The organism is Microvirga rosea (genome assembly GCF_020595095.1).
GTDB lineage: Bacteria > Pseudomonadota > Alphaproteobacteria > Rhizobiales > Beijerinckiaceae > Microvirga > Microvirga rosea.
Window position 1 is genome coordinate 534077 of sequence record NZ_JAJDOP010000002.1, and the last position, 14370, is coordinate 548446.

Here is a 14370-nt window from a genome sequence, read left to right on the forward strand (position 1 = left end):
GACGACGCCGGTTCTTAAGGGTTAATCCAGCGCTAAAGCGACGGTTCCGCTGCCCCTGACAATCCGGTTTCGAACGGGACCGGATCCGCAAGTCAGCCGGCTCATGGCAAATCGAGAACCCGCAGGGCGCCCTGCGGGAACATTAGGCTCTTCAAAAACTTTCAGATTTTCCGACGAAATTCTTAAGACCCCTTTGCTTCCGGCAGATTTTGAAGAAGCTTGGCTGGCGGAGTTATGGTTCGGCCATGAAGCACGTCGTTCTCCTTGGCGACTCGATTTTCGACAATGCCTCCTACGTTCCGGGACAGCCGGACGTGATCAGGCAAACCCGCACCATGCTTCCCGCGGACTGGAAGGCGACCCTATGCGCCGTTGACGGTGCCGTAACACGGGGCGTCTCGTCTCAGCTGAAGAGAATACCGCCGGATGCCAGCCATCTTGTCATCAGTGTCGGCGGCAATGACGCGCTGCATGCCTCACGAATTCTGCATGATTCCGTTCGGTTGGTGTCCGAAGCGCTTCTGAAGCTCTCGGACATCCGTGAAGCCTTTGAAACGGACTACCGGGCGATGCTCGACGCGGTCATGGCTCTCAATCTGCCGACGACCCTCTGCACGATCTACGAAGGCTATGCCCTTTCCGATCTGCAGCAGCGCATCCAAGCGACAGGGCTGACGGTGTTCAACGACGTGATCCTGCGCGAAGCCTTTTTCCGCCGCCTGTCGGTGATCGATCTGCGTTTCATCTGCAACGACCCCGACGACTACGCCAATCCGATCGAACCGTCTGCGAAAGGCGGTGAAAAGATCGCCGCCGTCATCGCAGGAGCGGTCGCCGGTCCGCCCGATCCGTCAACGCCGCAAGTTCATGTGCGCTGAGGCGCCTCAGGGCCTGGGACGACCACCACAGGGACACCCTGCCGGGCGGGCGCAGTCAGGAGCGGTCCTGGCGACTGATCCCTAGAACAGACTTCCCTGCTCATCCTCGTCGCTGGAGCGCGGTTTGGCGGCCTTGCGCTTCGTCTGGACGGGCGCTGCCTCCGGCGCCGGAAGGGGTTCCTGGAGGCCCGGATCGTCGTTCTCGACCTTGTTGACCCTCCGGCTGACCGGGACCATGTCGAGCCAGTCCTCCGGGCACGGCCGCACCAGGGGCATGACCCGGCCGGTATCCTCATCACGGGTATCGAGCCAGGCGTCGATGCCTTGTTCGGACAGGATCACCGGCATGCGATCGTGCACGGCCGCCAGGACGCCGTTGGCGTCCGTCGTCACGATGGCCGCCGTATCGATCTCGCCGCCGGCCGGGTCCGTGTATGTCTCCCAAAGGCCCGCGAGAGGCATAGGCCGGCGATTGCGTTGCCGAATGAGAAACGGAGCCTTCTCCCGGCCATGACGCTGCCACTCGTAAAAGCCGTCAGCGAGAAAAATGCAGCGGCGCCGTTTCAATGCCGCCTTGAAGGTGGGCTTGGTTTCGAGGGTCTCGCCCCGGGCATTGATGACGAGCGGAAAGTCCTTCGGGTCCTTCGCCCAGGATGGGAGGAAGCCCCAGCGGACAAGCCGGAAATGCCGTTCGCCGCGTTCCTCGAGGACAATCGGCACGGGTTGCGTCGGAGCCACGTTGTAGCGCGGAGGGAAGTTCGGCTGCTCCGGATAGCCGAAGATCTTACGATAGGCCTCGGGAGGCAGGGTGATCGCATAACGGCCGCACATGGCAATGTCTCAGAGCCACCGTTTCCAGCGGAAAAACACGTAAGGCAGAATAGCCGCCACGATGATCATCACAATGGCGAAGGGATACCCCAGTTTCCAATGCAATTCCGGCATGAGTTGGAAATTCATGCCGTAAATGGAGGCGACGAGAGTCGGCGGCAGGAAGATCACGGAGACGACGGAGAAGAGCTTGATGATGTCGTTCTGCTCGATGGTGACGAGACCCAGGGTCGCATCGAGGAGAAACTGCAGTTTGTTCGACAGAAAGGTCGCATGCTCTTCAATGGACTGGACGTCGCGGATGGCGGTTCGCCATTCCGCCTCGAAACCTCGCGATTTCTGCGGACGGGGCATGCTTGCCGACAGAAACAGGAGAAGCCGCTCCACCGAAACCATGCTCTCCCGGACGTTGGAGATCACATCCCCTTTGCGTCCGATGGATCTCAAGGCGGCCCGGAAGCTTGCAGCCCGGCGCGATCCAAGCCGCTCGTTGTCGAAGATCGACTGCGACAGGCGGTCGATCCGGGTGCCGATCTGCGCCAGGATCTCCGCGGCCCGATCGATGATCGTTTCGATCAGCCCGTCCAGGACAGCCTCCGGCTGAGGACGGCATCCGCCCGGCTTCATGGCCCGCGATGCAAACATCGAAAAGGAACGCGGTTCGCCGTAGCGGACCGTCACGAGCGCACGGTCGGTCAGGATGAACGATACGTCGATGAGCTTCGGCGTTTCACTCTCGGAGCTGCAGAGTACCCGCGCCGTCATGTAGCGCGCATTGTTTTCCCGGTAGAGGATTTCGGAAGGCTCGATATCCGCCATTTCCTCCCGGGTCGGGATCTCGATGGCGAGATGCTGCTCGACAAGCCGGTCCTCTTCCCTGGTGGGCTCGATCAGGTCGATCCACAAGGCATCGCCGGGAATAGGCTCGCCGGCGCGCAGGATATGGCGCTCCAGGGCTTCGCTTTTCAATCCTTCGGCCGGGCTGTGAACGATGATCATACGCCTCTCCGCCTGTCATGAGGCACCATTAGCGGTTTTTTATGACAGGCGCGAGGGCGCAAAAACCTCACCGATGCCGCGCTCAGGCATCGTCCGGAACGAAGAAATCGGGCATCAGGGGCCTTGTCGGGTCGACCCGGTATTTCTCGAAATCGGTGAGGCCTTCCGACCTCAGGAACGTGTCGTCGATCAGGAAATGACCGGAAAAGCTCTTTGCCGGTTTTCGAAAGATCGCATGGGCTGCGTCTGCCAGGATCTCGGGCGTGCGGCTGGCCTGGACGATCTCATCCCCGCCGAGCAGGTTTCTGACCGCGCTGGTGGCGATGGTCGTCCGCGGCCAAAGGGCATTGACGGCGATGCCCTTGTCCCTCAACTCGCCGGAAAGCCCCAGCACGCACAGGCTCATGCCGTACTTTGCAAGCGAATACGCCAGATGCGGCGCGAACCACTTCTCCTTCATGTCCAAGGGCGGCGACAGCATGAGAATGTGGGGATTCTCCGCCTTCTCGAGATGAGGGATCGCGTATTTCGACACCATGAAGGTGCCGCGCGTGTTGACCTGATGCATCAGATCGAAACGCTTCATGTCGATCTGCGGCGTCCGGCTCAGATTGATGGCGCTGGCATTGTTGACCACGATATCGAGCCCACCGAAGGTCTCGACGGATGTCGCGATGGCGTTTTTCAGGCCCTCCTCGTCCCGCACGTCGACGAGCAGGGGCAGAGCCTTGCCGCCCGCCTTCTCGATCTCCTCCGCAGCGGAGTAGATCGTCCCCGGCAGCTTCGGATGCGGCTCCGCGGTCTTGGCCGCGATGACCACGTTGGCGCCGTCCTGCGCGGCCCGCAGGCCGATGGCGAGTCCGATGCCACGGGAGGCACCGGTGATGAAAAGGGTCTTGTTTTTGAGGTTCATGGATCAGCTCGCAAGGGCCACGGGTGCATCCTGGAGAAAGCCCGCGCCGCCCAGCACCGTGTCTTCCAGGCCCTTGGCGCCGACAGCGATGTTTTCCGCGAAGAAACGACAAAGAGCGATACGGCCGACATGGGCGGGATTGTCGTCCCCCTCGCCGATCAGGCGGTTGGCGGCAAGCGCCGCGTCCGCCAATGCCGCGCCGCCTTGGGCAAGGGCGAAAAGGCGCAGATAAGGCGTCGCGCCCGCAAGGGCTTCCGTCGGCGCATTCGCAAGAACCAGCTTCAGGAGATGGCCGGTTGCCCGGTCCAGGCTCTCCACCGCATCGCGCAGGCGCGGCGCGGTATGGCCGAAGAGAGGCGTCCCTTCCTTCATCAGGCGCGTCACCGTCGCGCGCATGGCGGCGATTTGCGCCCGCACCGTCTCGCCGCCCGAGAGAGGCAGCTTACGCATGACGAGATCGATGGCCTGAATGCCGTTGGTGCCTTCATAGATCGGCGCGATGCGCGCATCGCGCAGGTGCTGCGCGGCGCCCGTTTCCTCGATATAGCCCATGCCCCCATGGACCTGGACGCCGATGGAGGCGACTTCGGCGCCGATATCGGTCGAAAAGGCCTTGGCGACGGGCGTGAGAAGCGACGCACGCTCCTGCGCCCGGCGGCGTTTCGCAGCGTCCTGCTCGCGATGCGCCCGGTCGATGGCGGCGGCCGTCATATAGCAGATCGCCCGCGAAGCCGCCGTCAGGGCCTTCATGGTCATGAGATTGCGCTGAACATCGGGGTGGTCCGCAATCGGGCTCATCCCGTCACCGGAACTGCCGGGTGCGCGCCCCTGGCGGCGTTCTCTCGCATAGTCCAGCGCCTGCTGGTACGCCCGCTCCGCGATGGCGACGCCTTGCAGCCCGACGGCCAGACGGGCATTGTTCATCATGGTGAACATGCAATTGAGGCCACGATTCTCCTCGCCCACCAGCCATCCGATCGCGCCGTCCCGATCGCCGAACACCATCGTGCAGGTGGGCGAGCCATGGATCCCGAGCTTGTGTTCGACCCCCGCGCACCGCAGATCGTTTCGACCGCCGTCGGGAAGGATCTTGGGCACGAGAAACAACGAGATTCCGCGCGTGCCGGCGGGAGCATCAGGAAGGCGCGCCAGAACGAGATGGATGATGTTGTCCGTCAGATCATGCTCGCCGTACGTGATGAAGATCTTCTGTCCCCGAATCCGGTAAGTCCCGTCCCCGGCGGGTTCGGCGCGAGAACGCAGAGCCGCAAGGTCCGAGCCGGCCTGCGGCTCCGTGAGGTTCATGGTGGCGGTCCATGCGCCCGAGACGAGCTTTTCCAGATAACGGCTCCGCAGATCGTCCGTGCCATGGGCGATCAAAGCCTCGATCGCTCCCATGGTGAGAATCGGCCCGATGCCGAAAGCCATGGAGGCAGAGTTCCACATTTCCACGCAGGCCGAATTGAGGAGCGTCGGCAAGCCCTGGCCGCCAAAGTCGGCCGGTCCCGGAAGGGCGTTCCAGCCCGCCTCCGTCCAGGCGCGATAAGCCTCCTTCCAGCCCGGGGCCGTGGTGACCGCCCCGTCCTTCAGGGTCGCGCCGTGCTTGTCGCCACCCCGGTTGAGGGGGGCGATCACATCGGCGGCGAACCGGCCCGCCTCCTCCAGGATCGTTTCGGCGAGATCCACCGACAGATCCCCGTAGAGGCCTTCTTCGACCGCACGGTCGAAGCCCGCCACATGGCGCATGGTGAAGGCGATGTCGGAGACCGGGGCGCGGTATGCCATCATGTTCCCTTTCGGCAAAAGGCTTTTGATATTGACGCAAGTTGCTGCGCAGCTAAACCCGCCCAGCGGAACGGGAGAATAGTTTAGACGTGAACGATCAAGGGTCAATGGTGACTGAGCATGGTGACTGAGCATGGCGACTGAGCATCTTGGGCCGGAGCAGGTCGGCATTGCCCGTGCGGCGGAAATCATCCGGAACGGGGGGCTCGTCGCCTTTCCGACCGAAACCGTTTACGGCCTTGGGGCGGACGCAACCCGAGCGGAAGCCGTCGCCAAAATCTACGCGGCGAAGGATAGGCCGAGCTTCAACCCCCTGATCGCCCATGTGGAGAACCTTCCGGCCGCCATGAAGGAAGGGGTCTTCAACGAGACCGCCAAGCGCTTGGCGGAGGCTTTCTGGCCAGGACCGCTGACCCTCGTGGTTCCTGTGGCCCCGACCTGCACGGTATCGGACCTTGCCCGAGCGGGCCTCGACAGCGTGGGCCTGCGCGTTCCGGCCCATCCCTTGGCCCATGCCCTGCTGGCCGCCGCCGCGCGGCCCATCGCGGCGCCCTCCGCCAACAGATCAGGCAGAGTAAGCCCGACGGCCGCCTCTCACGTTCTCGGGGATCTCGACGGCCGGATCGATGCGGTGCTCGACGGCGGTCCCACGCAGGTCGGCGTCGAATCGACGATCGTTTCCTGCATTCATGACGTTCCGCGCCTCTTGCGGCCGGGCGGCGTGCCCCGTGAGGCCATCGAGGCGCTGATCGGACGGACGCTCGAAACCGCGAGCGACACAGGCGGCAATCCACTCGCCCCCGGCATGCTGGCATCCCACTACGCGCCGCGCGCCCAGGTTCGTCTCGGCGCCACGGTGCTTCAACCGGGCGAGGCCGCACTCCTGTTCGGCCCCGAGCAACCTCAGGGCCTCGGCCATGCGGCGGCGGTCATCAACCTGAGCGAAAACGGCGACCTCGTGGAGGCCGCCGCTCGTCTTTTCTCATCATTGCGGGCGCTCGATGCTTCAGGTGCGAGCACCATCGCCGTAAGTCCTATTCCCACGACCGGTCTGGGAGAGGCCATTAACGACCGGCTGGAGCGAGCGGCGGCCGAACGCTGATTCCGCCGACGCTCCTTGCGTCTTATCCGGCGATTTTCGTGGCGATCTGCGCCACGTGGCGTCCCTGGTAGCGAGCCGCTTCGAGCTCGATCGGGCTGGGTTGGCGCGAACCGTCGCCCGCCGCGATGGTCGACGCTCCATAAGGCGATCCGCCCTTTACTTCGTCCACGCCCATCTGGCCGGCGAATGCGTAAGGCAATCCGACGATCACCATCCCGAGATGCAGAAGCACGGGGTGGAAGGTCAGGATCGTCGATTCCTGACCGCCATGTTGAGTGGCGCTCGAGGCAAAGACAGAGCCGACCTTGCCGACGAGCGCACCGCTCGCCCAGAGAGCGCCCGTCTGATCGAGGAAGTTCTTCATCTGCGCGGTCATGTTGCCATAACGGGTCGGCGTCCCGAATATGATGGCATCATACTGAGACAGCTCTTCCACGGTCGCGATCGGAGCCGGCTGATCGAGCTTGTAATGCGCGCTCCGCGCGACCTCGTCGGGAACGAGTTCGGGAACGCGCTTGACGACGACCTCAGCGCCAGTTTCGCGAACACCTTCGGCAACGGCATAAGCCATCTGCTCGATGTGTCCCCAAGTCGAATAATAAAGAACCAGAACCTTTGCCATCAGAACCTCCGCTACGGCATCATGGGCGTGGAGGAGCGATCCGATCCGTGCTCACACGGTCCGGGTCGAAATCGTCCACTGCAATTGCTATGCTCGCGCAGGATAAACTTCCCCCCTTGCAAGACTAGTGTTAGTCTTGCAGGATCTATCTTGCGTGGATGCAAATTCGTGGCGAAGCAGAACCTGGTCTGGGACGATTTCAGGCTCGTGAAGATCATCGCCGAGGCGAATGGGCTGGCCGGGGCTGCGGAGCGCCTCGGGGTCAATCATTCCACGGTTTTCAGGCGCCTTGGCCAGATGGAAGAGAGCTTGGGCGTCAAGCTCTTCGAGCGTCACCGTACCGGATATGTGCTGACCCCCGCAGGCGAGGAAATGACCGCACTCGCCGAGCACATGGAAGAAAACGTCTCCACCTTCACGCGCAAGCTCGCCGGACAGGCGGTTGCGCCGACGGGCGAGTTGCGGATCACCACGAACGACACGCTGCTCGTTCACATGCTGACCCCCTTGTTCACGCGCTTCCTCGAAGCATGCCCGGAGATGCGGCTCGATGTGGTCTTGGCGAACCAAGCCTTGAACCTGTCGAAGCGGGATGCGGATGTGGCTATTCGCGCGACCGACAATCCGCCGGAGACACTCGTCGGACGGCGCGTCGCAACCATCGCTTGGGCGATCTACGGACGCACGACGGATTTCCCGCAACGCGTCAACGTGATGGATACGCCCGCCCTCTTTCAGCGCTCCTGGGTTGCTCTCGGCGACAATCTGGCGACCCTGAAGGCCGCGCGCTTCGTGAGAGACCGCGTCCCGCACGAACAGATCGTCTACAAGGTCAATACGGTTCTGGGTCTTGCGGAAGCCATCGAGGCAGGGTTGGGGATCGGCCCCCTGCCCTGCTTCATCGCCGATGCGAAGCCGAGCCTTGTGAGATTGTCTGAAGTGAACCCGGATTTTTCCGCCGGGCTATGGCTTCTGACCCATCCGGATCTGCGCCAATCCGCGCGCGTGCGCGCCTTCATGGACTTCATGGCCACAGAGATCGGCCGCCAGAAGAAATGGATCGAAGGAAGCGGCGTCAGAGCGCTTTGAAAGCTGTCGATCATCCAATCGCCACGACGGTTCGTCCCCGCACCTTTCCCTCGACGATGGCTCGCCCCGCATCCATGACCTGGTCGAGGGTGATGACGTTCGTCATGGTTTCGAGCAAGGCGAGATTGAGGTCACGCGCAAGGCGGCTCCAGGCCTCAAAGCGGGATGCCCGCGGGGTCATCACGGAATCGATACCAAGAAGCGACACGCCGCGCAGGATGAACGGAGCGACGGATGTCGGCAGGTCCATGCCGCCCGCCAGTCCGCAGGCGGTGATTGCGCCTCCATATGTCGTCATCGACAGGACATTCGCGAGCGTATGAGATCCCACGGTGTCGACGCCGGTGCACCAGCGCTCCTTGCCGAGCGGACGCGCAGGCCCCGTCAATTCGCTGCGATCCATGATTTCCGCGGCCCCCAGATGCTTCAGGTACTCCGCCTCATGCATTCGTCCCGTGGAGGCGATCACATGCCATCCGGCCCGCGCCAGGAGAGTCACGGCCACCGAACCGACGCCGCCCGCGGCCCCGGTTACGATGGCGGGGCCCTTATGGCAGCGCAAACCGTGCCGCTCCATGGCGATGAGCGACAGCATGGCCGTGTATCCCGCCGTGCCGATGGCCATGGCCTGCAGAAGGCTCAGCCCCTTCGGCAGATGAAGCAGCCATTCGCCACGGACCCTGACCTTCTCGGCATAAGCGCCAAGGTGAGTCTCCCCGAGCCCCCAGCCATTGAGGATGACCGAGTCTCCGGCTTTGAAATCCGGATGGGAGGAATGCTCGACCGTTCCTGACAGATCCACGCCGGGGATCATCGGAAACCGACGGACGACGGGAGCCTTGCCGGTCAGCGCCAAGCCGTCTTTGTAGTTGAGAGTGGAATAGGCCACCCGAACGGTGACATCCCCCTCCATCAGGTCCGATTCGTCAAAATCCCGCTGCTGAACCTTTTGTCCCGCCTCGGTCTTCTCGATCACGATCGCCTTGAAGGTACCCATCCTGCTCCTCCGCTCCATCCATCATTTGTGGCGTTGCGGCGGACAAGGACAAGCGGCCTGTCGCTTTTTCCCTCGAGGTCCCGCGTTATTCCGCAGGCTGGAGGCGCGGCGTTCTCTCGACCGGCTTCTCCTGGATCGGCAGATTGATCAGAGCCGAAGCGACGCCAAGGGCGATCGAGAGCCACCAGACGAAGGTGTAGTTGCCATAGACCTCATACAGGAGGCCTCCGAGCCAGACGCCGAGGAATCCGCCGACCTGATGGGAAAAGAACGCGAACCCATAGAGCATCGCCATGTATCGGGTCCCGAACATCAGCATCACGAGCGACGACGTCGGCGGCACGGTCGAGAGCCACAACAGGCCGATGGCGATGCCGAACGCGATGGATGTGACAGGCGTTGCCGGCAACAGGATGAAAACCGCAATCGCCACGGCGCGCCCGAGATAGATCCAGGCGAGCAGCCAACGCTTCGACATGCGGGTCGACAGCCAGCCCGATGTGAGAGACCCGAAGGCATTGGCCAACCCGATCACCGCGAGCGTCCAGCCCCCGACCGCAGCGGAAAGGCCGGCGTCGCGAAGATAGGCGGGAAGGTGAACCGTGATGAAGGCGAGCTGGAATCCGCAGGTGAAGAAACCGAGAACCAGAAGAACGTAGGAGCGGTGCCGGAAGGCTTCCGCGAGCGCCTGACGGATCGATTGGCCGGGCGCGGCGGCGGGCCCGACCTGCGCCGAAGCCTCGACCGGCCGCGTCGCGAGCGCGATCGCCAATGGGAGCACGAGAAGGACGCTGGCGGCAAAAACCAGGAGTGCCTGATGCCATCCGAAAGAATCGATGAGCAGGTTGCCGATGGGCGGGAACAGAAACTGGCCGAACGAACCGGCTGCCGTTCCGGCGCCGAAGGCCATGGGGCGCCACGATTCAGGAAGCAGCTTTCCGAAAGCCCCGAGAACCAGATTGAACGAGCAGCCCGACAGGCCGAAGCCGATCAGAACGCCGGCCCCGAGATGGAGCATGCTCGGCGTCGACGCGTAGGCCATGACCACAAGGCCGAGCGCGTAGAGGATGGCGCCGAAACACAAGACCCGGAAGGCGCCGAAGCGATCCGCAACCGCGCCCGCGAAAGGTTGGCCAAGCCCCCAAAGGAGGTTCTGCACCGCGATTGCGAGACCGAAAATGTCGCGGCCCCAGCCGTACTCCACCGTCATGGGGATTTGGAACAGTCCCGACGAGGCCCGTGGCCCGAACGTGATCAGGGCGATCAAGCAGCCCGATACGACAATGAGTTCCGGAGAGAACCGGGAACGGGATGCGGGCTCGGACATGGAGTGATCCTCAACGGCAAGGGAGCAGATATTATCCCTACCGGCCTTCGGAGCCTATTGAAAGTTCATTGCACAATCCATGAAAGAGCCTGATGGATCAGGCCTTTCTGGCAGCGGGAAAAACCCGCAGGATGGCGGCCTTAAGTTACGAGAAAATCGTGAGAATTCATCACGAGATGAGTGTGGAGGACCGCAAATTGAAGGGGTGAACGAGCCCCGGATCCGTCCGGATCATAGGAGAGCGCCCCCATCCCGGGATCATAGAGAATATGATCGTTCCCATCCGCGGCGCTCAGGCCGTTGCGGAAGATTCCATCCTCAAGGAGGCCCGGCGCAAGCGCTTTGAAGATCCGGTGGTCGAGGCGAATCGCATCCTCGCCCGGACGGAAATCCGCGATCCGGTCCACATTTCGTTTTCCGTCGAGGACGGTATCGAACACGAAGGTGTCGTGCCCTGGACCTCCGACCAGAATGTCCTTGCCGACCCGGCCTTGAAGCACATCGTCGCCGGCAAGACCATGCAGAGCGTCATCGCCTGCGTGCCCGCGCAGAAGGTTCGGACCCGCGTTACCCCAGATCTTGTCGTTTCCAGCCCCGCCGGCCGCATTCTCGATGGTGACGCCATGGGCAATGGTGAAGCCGCCGGAGATGCCTTTTTGCGACGAAACATAACCGCCCGCATGAGCATCCTTGCTTCGGAGCGTCGCGGAACGCAGGTCGATAACGACGCTCTCACGGGAATGGACGCCGCTGATGGTGTCGATCCCTCCTGCATCCCAGATGCTGGACCATCCGGTCCCGGGAGCGTTGCGTGTCGGAAGATGATAGACGTTCCCCCCAAGTGCCGTTTCGAGGTTAGGGCCATAAAGAGCCTGGATCGCCGCAATGTCGAAGGCGCCGAGCCCTCCTTGCGCCCCATAGCTCGGATCAAGACCTCTCCGGTTCCACCCGGCATTGTAGGACATGACGGTCCAGACACCCTGGTTCAGACCGTACCAGCCCGTATCGGCGGAGGTGGACACGCTCGGAAATCTCGTAGCATCGGCTTCCCAACCGCCGTCATGAGGATGCGCAAGCCCAAGCCCGTGGCCGATCTCGTGGATGATCGTGTTGCGTCCGTCGCCGCCCGGTTTGAGATTCTTCCAAGTCTCGGTTGGATTAAAGTATCCCCATGCGGGCGTCTGGAGAGGAGGCTCGTGCACGCCGGCGACCCCATCCCAGAGATCGGACTTCCACCAGACGATATCGGCCTCCGCCACGGAGCCTGCGGGCGCGAAGGTCAGACCGCTGACCTTCGCGTAAAGCGACAGGACAGATTTAAAGGCGCTGATCTCGTCGGCGGTCCAGGATTCAATGTCCTTAGCGTCCCAGATATAGGCGCTGAACCCGTGCCGCTTGCTCGCAGCCTCAAAGTTCGCCCGGTTGCCGAACAGGTACTTGATCGGCCCTTGCCCAGGATCCCAGGCTTTTCCGCCCCATATGAGCGAGTCCACATAAGGGCTGCCATAGCCCCGTCCCGGAATGTCTCTGATGGCGCCCATAGCGGCTTCCGCAGCTGATCGACAACAGAGACGTTATAATATGAATTAGGCTTGTGTGTCGTGTCGAAGAACACGTTTCGTAAGGTCAGGTCTGGCCTGACTTGAGTTTGTAGAAGATATGGCGCCCGATGACGTCCATCTTCTTCAGGCGTCGTGCCCAGTAAGGCTTCACGTAGTTGGCGTGATAATGGGTCGCGCCTCCCACATCCGCCAGGTAGGTCTTGCCTTCCAGCACGGCGCTGGCGATCTGCTTGGCGCGATCCCAGGATTCGGTCTCCGTTACGCGCAGGGCCTTGCCCTCGCAAGCGAAGGTGAACTGGCATGCGAGGTGACGATGGCGGTTCTGATACACGACGCCGCAGATCGAAGCCGGATAGAGACCGCTCTTCACCCGGTTCAGAACCACCTGCGCGACAGCCGCCTGCCCTTCCTCCGATTCGCTGCGGGCCTCGAAATAGACGGCCTCCGCCAGGCAGCGCTGTTCCTTGCTCATATTGTCGGGATCGATGAGGTCCGCATAGCGCGGACGCTCTTCATCGGATCGGGCCATGGATGTCGTGCCGAGGCCGTTCTTCTCGATGCGCGAAACGGGAGCCGCCGCAATCTCGATCGGCGTGGCGTCCGCAGGCGCGGGCGTGGTCGAGGACAGCACGATCGCCCGCTTGACCAGCGGGGTCGTCTGGCTGGCGGCTGCGCCCGTCGAGCCTGCCGCGGCGGCCGCCGGTGACTGAATCGACGTCGCCTGCCGGGTTGTCGTCAACTCGGGGGCTTGCCAGGGTTCGAAACCGCGCTGTTCCAGCTCCGGCCCTTCGAGCTTTCCTTCCATGAGGATCGTCGGCGGCAGAAGGTTCTCGTTCTGATCGAACAGGAGACGGCCGGCCGACGAGCCGAGGCTCATGCGGATTTCCTGAGCCCGCTCCGAGAGGGTCGCCCGGTGCGGCACGGCGCGGCCGGCCTTGGCGCTTCGATCAACCGCCGGAAAGCTTCCGGCGCCCGTCTTCATCTCGCCGCGCAAGGGCTCGCCTCGCGCTCCAGCATCGTCGCCAAGGTCGTAGCGCGGGGTCGTACGAAGAATGTCCCGGCCGAGCTGGAGTTTGCTCGCGAGGGCTGCCGCGACGGGCGGAACAAGTCCCCCGTCGCCGAGCCGCGCCGCGGGGCTGCGGGACGTGAAGCTGAAACCGGAATGCACGTCGTTGCTGGCGGAAGCCGTGAAGGACACCAGCACGCCGGCAGCCAGCGCCCAGGGCGCTACGGTGGCGCAAATCCATCTGACCCGAGAGCGACGATTCCGAAAACGCACGCGACCAACCCTACAGAACCGACTACGAAGAGCCTCCACCAGGGCGGCTCCGACTTCCAATCGGTTATCGATGATTAAGGTTGATACCCGGTTAAGAGCCGGGTCCGGATGGCTTTGCCACGAGCTTGCGCAAGATGGCGGCGGTCTGTGCATCGGCGGGGAAGAACGCCTCGATGGCCAACTCCGAGAGCGTCACGTCGATGGGGGTGCCGAACACCGTGGTGGTGCTGAAGAGCGTCAACACGCCCTCGTCCGACCGGAGCTGAAGGGGCACCAGGACACCCGCATAATCCTGTCGTGGATGAGGCGGACGCGCGGTGCCGGCGGGAGCCGGATAGGAGCGGAGCTCGTCCATCAGCCGTGCCAGGGTCCCGTCTGCCGTGACCTCCACCTGATGATGCAGGCGGGTGAGGATATGATCGCGCCATTCCGGGAAGTTGACGATACGCGAAGCCATGCCCTGTGGATGCAGGCTGAGGCGGAGCACGTTGACGGGCGGCTTCATCAGGTCCGGATCGACCGCGCCGATCAGGGGAGGCAGAGCCTCGTTCGCAGCGACGAGCGACCAATGACGGTCCACCGCAAGAGCCGGATACGGCTCATGCCCCTTCAAGACCAGATCAATGGCCTGCCGCGCGGCCTCGAGGGCAGGATCCTCAAGGGAGCGGTGTGAATAGACCGGTGCATAGCCGGCCGTGACGAGCAGGATGTTGCGTTCACGCAAGGGAATGTCGAGCTGGTCCGCGAGATGCAGCACCATTTCACGGCTCGGCTGGGAGCGGCCGGTTTCCAGAAAGCTCAGATGACGGGTGGAGATATTCGCCTCGAGAGCGAGGTCCATTTGGCTCATGCGGCGGCGCTGACGCCACTCGCGCAGATGATCGCCGACAGTGGAAGTATGTGTGTTCATGGAGGAACGATAGCCGAAGCGGCGATCCGCATCCATGACCTGCGAGGTAATCGACCGACCAACAGGCACCGATCAT

General features: G+C 62.9%; 13 protein-coding genes. 3 read left to right on the plus strand and 10 right to left on the minus strand.

The features are described 5' to 3' along the window. The first annotated feature begins 245 nt into the window (after positions 1 to 245). Positions 246 to 878: an SGNH/GDSL hydrolase family protein gene (locus LJD17_RS06940; protein WP_227383421.1), complete on the plus strand. Its 633-nt coding sequence runs from the start codon at positions 246 to 248 to the stop codon at positions 876 to 878. A gap of 81 nt (positions 879 to 959) precedes the next feature. On the opposite strand, the gene LJD17_RS06945 is transcribed toward LJD17_RS06940, so the two are convergent. The 4 genes from LJD17_RS06945 to LJD17_RS06960 form a co-directional block, all read right to left on the minus strand. Then, on the minus strand, positions 960 to 1709 hold the full coding sequence (locus tag LJD17_RS06945; RefSeq protein WP_227383422.1) for an SOS response-associated peptidase: 750 nt from the start codon (positions 1707 to 1709) through the stop codon (positions 960 to 962). Between the two features lie 9 nt (positions 1710 to 1718). Next, the gene (locus LJD17_RS06950) at positions 1719 to 2708 is read right to left on the minus strand and encodes a magnesium transporter CorA family protein (protein ID WP_227383423.1); all 990 of its coding nucleotides are present in this window, start codon (positions 2706 to 2708) and stop codon (positions 1719 to 1721) included. A gap of 82 nt (positions 2709 to 2790) precedes the next feature. After that, on the minus strand, positions 2791 to 3621 hold the full coding sequence (locus LJD17_RS06955) for an SDR family oxidoreductase (RefSeq protein WP_227383424.1): 831 nt from the start codon (positions 3619 to 3621) through the stop codon (positions 2791 to 2793). 3 nt (positions 3622 to 3624) lie between these two features. Beyond that, positions 3625 to 5406: an acyl-CoA dehydrogenase gene (locus LJD17_RS06960; RefSeq protein ID WP_227383666.1), complete on the minus strand. Its 1782-nt coding sequence runs from the start codon at positions 5404 to 5406 to the stop codon at positions 3625 to 3627. A gap of 133 nt (positions 5407 to 5539) precedes the next feature. Here LJD17_RS06960 and LJD17_RS06965 point away from each other — a divergent pair, with 133 nt between their 5' ends. Continuing rightward, positions 5540 to 6508: an L-threonylcarbamoyladenylate synthase gene (locus LJD17_RS06965; RefSeq protein WP_227383425.1), complete on the plus strand. Its 969-nt coding sequence runs from the start codon at positions 5540 to 5542 to the stop codon at positions 6506 to 6508. 22 nt (positions 6509 to 6530) lie between these two features. On the opposite strand, the gene wrbA is transcribed toward LJD17_RS06965, so the two are convergent. Continuing rightward, on the minus strand, positions 6531 to 7130 hold the full coding sequence (gene wrbA, locus LJD17_RS06970; protein ID WP_227383426.1) for an NAD(P)H:quinone oxidoreductase type IV: 600 nt from the start codon (positions 7128 to 7130) through the stop codon (positions 6531 to 6533). Between the two features lie 168 nt (positions 7131 to 7298). Between wrbA and LJD17_RS06975 the strand changes: the two genes are divergently transcribed. Then, a complete protein-coding gene (locus tag LJD17_RS06975) occupies positions 7299 to 8219 on the plus strand; it encodes a LysR family transcriptional regulator (RefSeq protein ID WP_227383427.1) in 921 nt (306 codons plus the stop codon). A gap of 10 nt (positions 8220 to 8229) precedes the next feature. Here the strand turns inward: LJD17_RS06975 and acuI are convergent, their stop codons facing one another. From acuI to LJD17_RS07000, 5 genes are all read right to left on the minus strand, one after another. Beyond that, positions 8230 to 9216, minus strand: a complete 987-nt coding sequence (gene acuI / locus LJD17_RS06980; RefSeq protein ID WP_227383428.1) for an acrylyl-CoA reductase (NADPH) — start codon at positions 9214 to 9216, stop codon at positions 8230 to 8232. A gap of 85 nt (positions 9217 to 9301) precedes the next feature. Then, positions 9302 to 10543: an MFS transporter gene (locus LJD17_RS06985; protein ID WP_227383429.1), complete on the minus strand. Its 1242-nt coding sequence runs from the start codon at positions 10541 to 10543 to the stop codon at positions 9302 to 9304. A gap of 140 nt (positions 10544 to 10683) precedes the next feature. After that, positions 10684 to 12084 (minus strand): M10 family metallopeptidase, encoded by a 1401-nt coding sequence (locus LJD17_RS06990; protein ID WP_227383430.1) that lies wholly within the window; start codon positions 12082 to 12084, stop codon positions 10684 to 10686. A gap of 85 nt (positions 12085 to 12169) precedes the next feature. Further along, on the minus strand, positions 12170 to 13384 hold the full coding sequence (locus LJD17_RS06995) for a cell wall hydrolase (protein WP_227383431.1): 1215 nt from the start codon (positions 13382 to 13384) through the stop codon (positions 12170 to 12172). Between the two features lie 91 nt (positions 13385 to 13475). Further along, positions 13476 to 14294 (minus strand): helix-turn-helix domain-containing protein, encoded by an 819-nt coding sequence (locus LJD17_RS07000; protein ID WP_227383432.1) that lies wholly within the window; start codon positions 14292 to 14294, stop codon positions 13476 to 13478. Between the last annotated feature and the right edge of the window lie 76 nt (positions 14295 to 14370).

Coding starts and splice junctions, on each gene's coding strand:
- LJD17_RS06955 (WP_227383424.1), bottom strand. CDS start 3,621: ATGAACCTCAAAAACAAGACCCTTTTCATCACCGGTGCCTCCCGTGGC.
- wrbA (WP_227383426.1), bottom strand. CDS start 7,130: ATGGCAAAGGTTCTGGTTCTTTATTATTCGACTTGGGGACACATCGAG.
- acuI (WP_227383428.1), bottom strand. CDS start 9,216: ATGGGTACCTTCAAGGCGATCGTGATCGAGAAGACCGAGGCGGGACAA.
- LJD17_RS06950 (WP_227383423.1), bottom strand. CDS start 2,708: ATGATCATCGTTCACAGCCCGGCCGAAGGATTGAAAAGCGAAGCCCTG.
- LJD17_RS06960 (WP_227383666.1), bottom strand. CDS start 5,406: ATGGCATACCGCGCCCCGGTCTCCGACATCGCCTTCACCATGCGCCAT.
- LJD17_RS06990 (WP_227383430.1), bottom strand. CDS start 12,084: ATGGGCGCCATCAGAGACATTCCGGGACGGGGCTATGGCAGCCCTTAT.
- LJD17_RS06940 (WP_227383421.1), top strand. CDS start 246: ATGAAGCACGTCGTTCTCCTTGGCGACTCGATTTTCGACAATGCCTCC.
- LJD17_RS06965 (WP_227383425.1), top strand. CDS start 5,540: ATGGCGACTGAGCATCTTGGGCCGGAGCAGGTCGGCATTGCCCGTGCG.
- LJD17_RS07000 (WP_227383432.1), bottom strand. CDS start 14,294: ATGAACACACATACTTCCACTGTCGGCGATCATCTGCGCGAGTGGCGT.
- LJD17_RS06945 (WP_227383422.1), bottom strand. CDS start 1,709: ATGTGCGGCCGTTATGCGATCACCCTGCCTCCCGAGGCCTATCGTAAG.
- LJD17_RS06985 (WP_227383429.1), bottom strand. CDS start 10,543: ATGTCCGAGCCCGCATCCCGTTCCCGGTTCTCTCCGGAACTCATTGTC.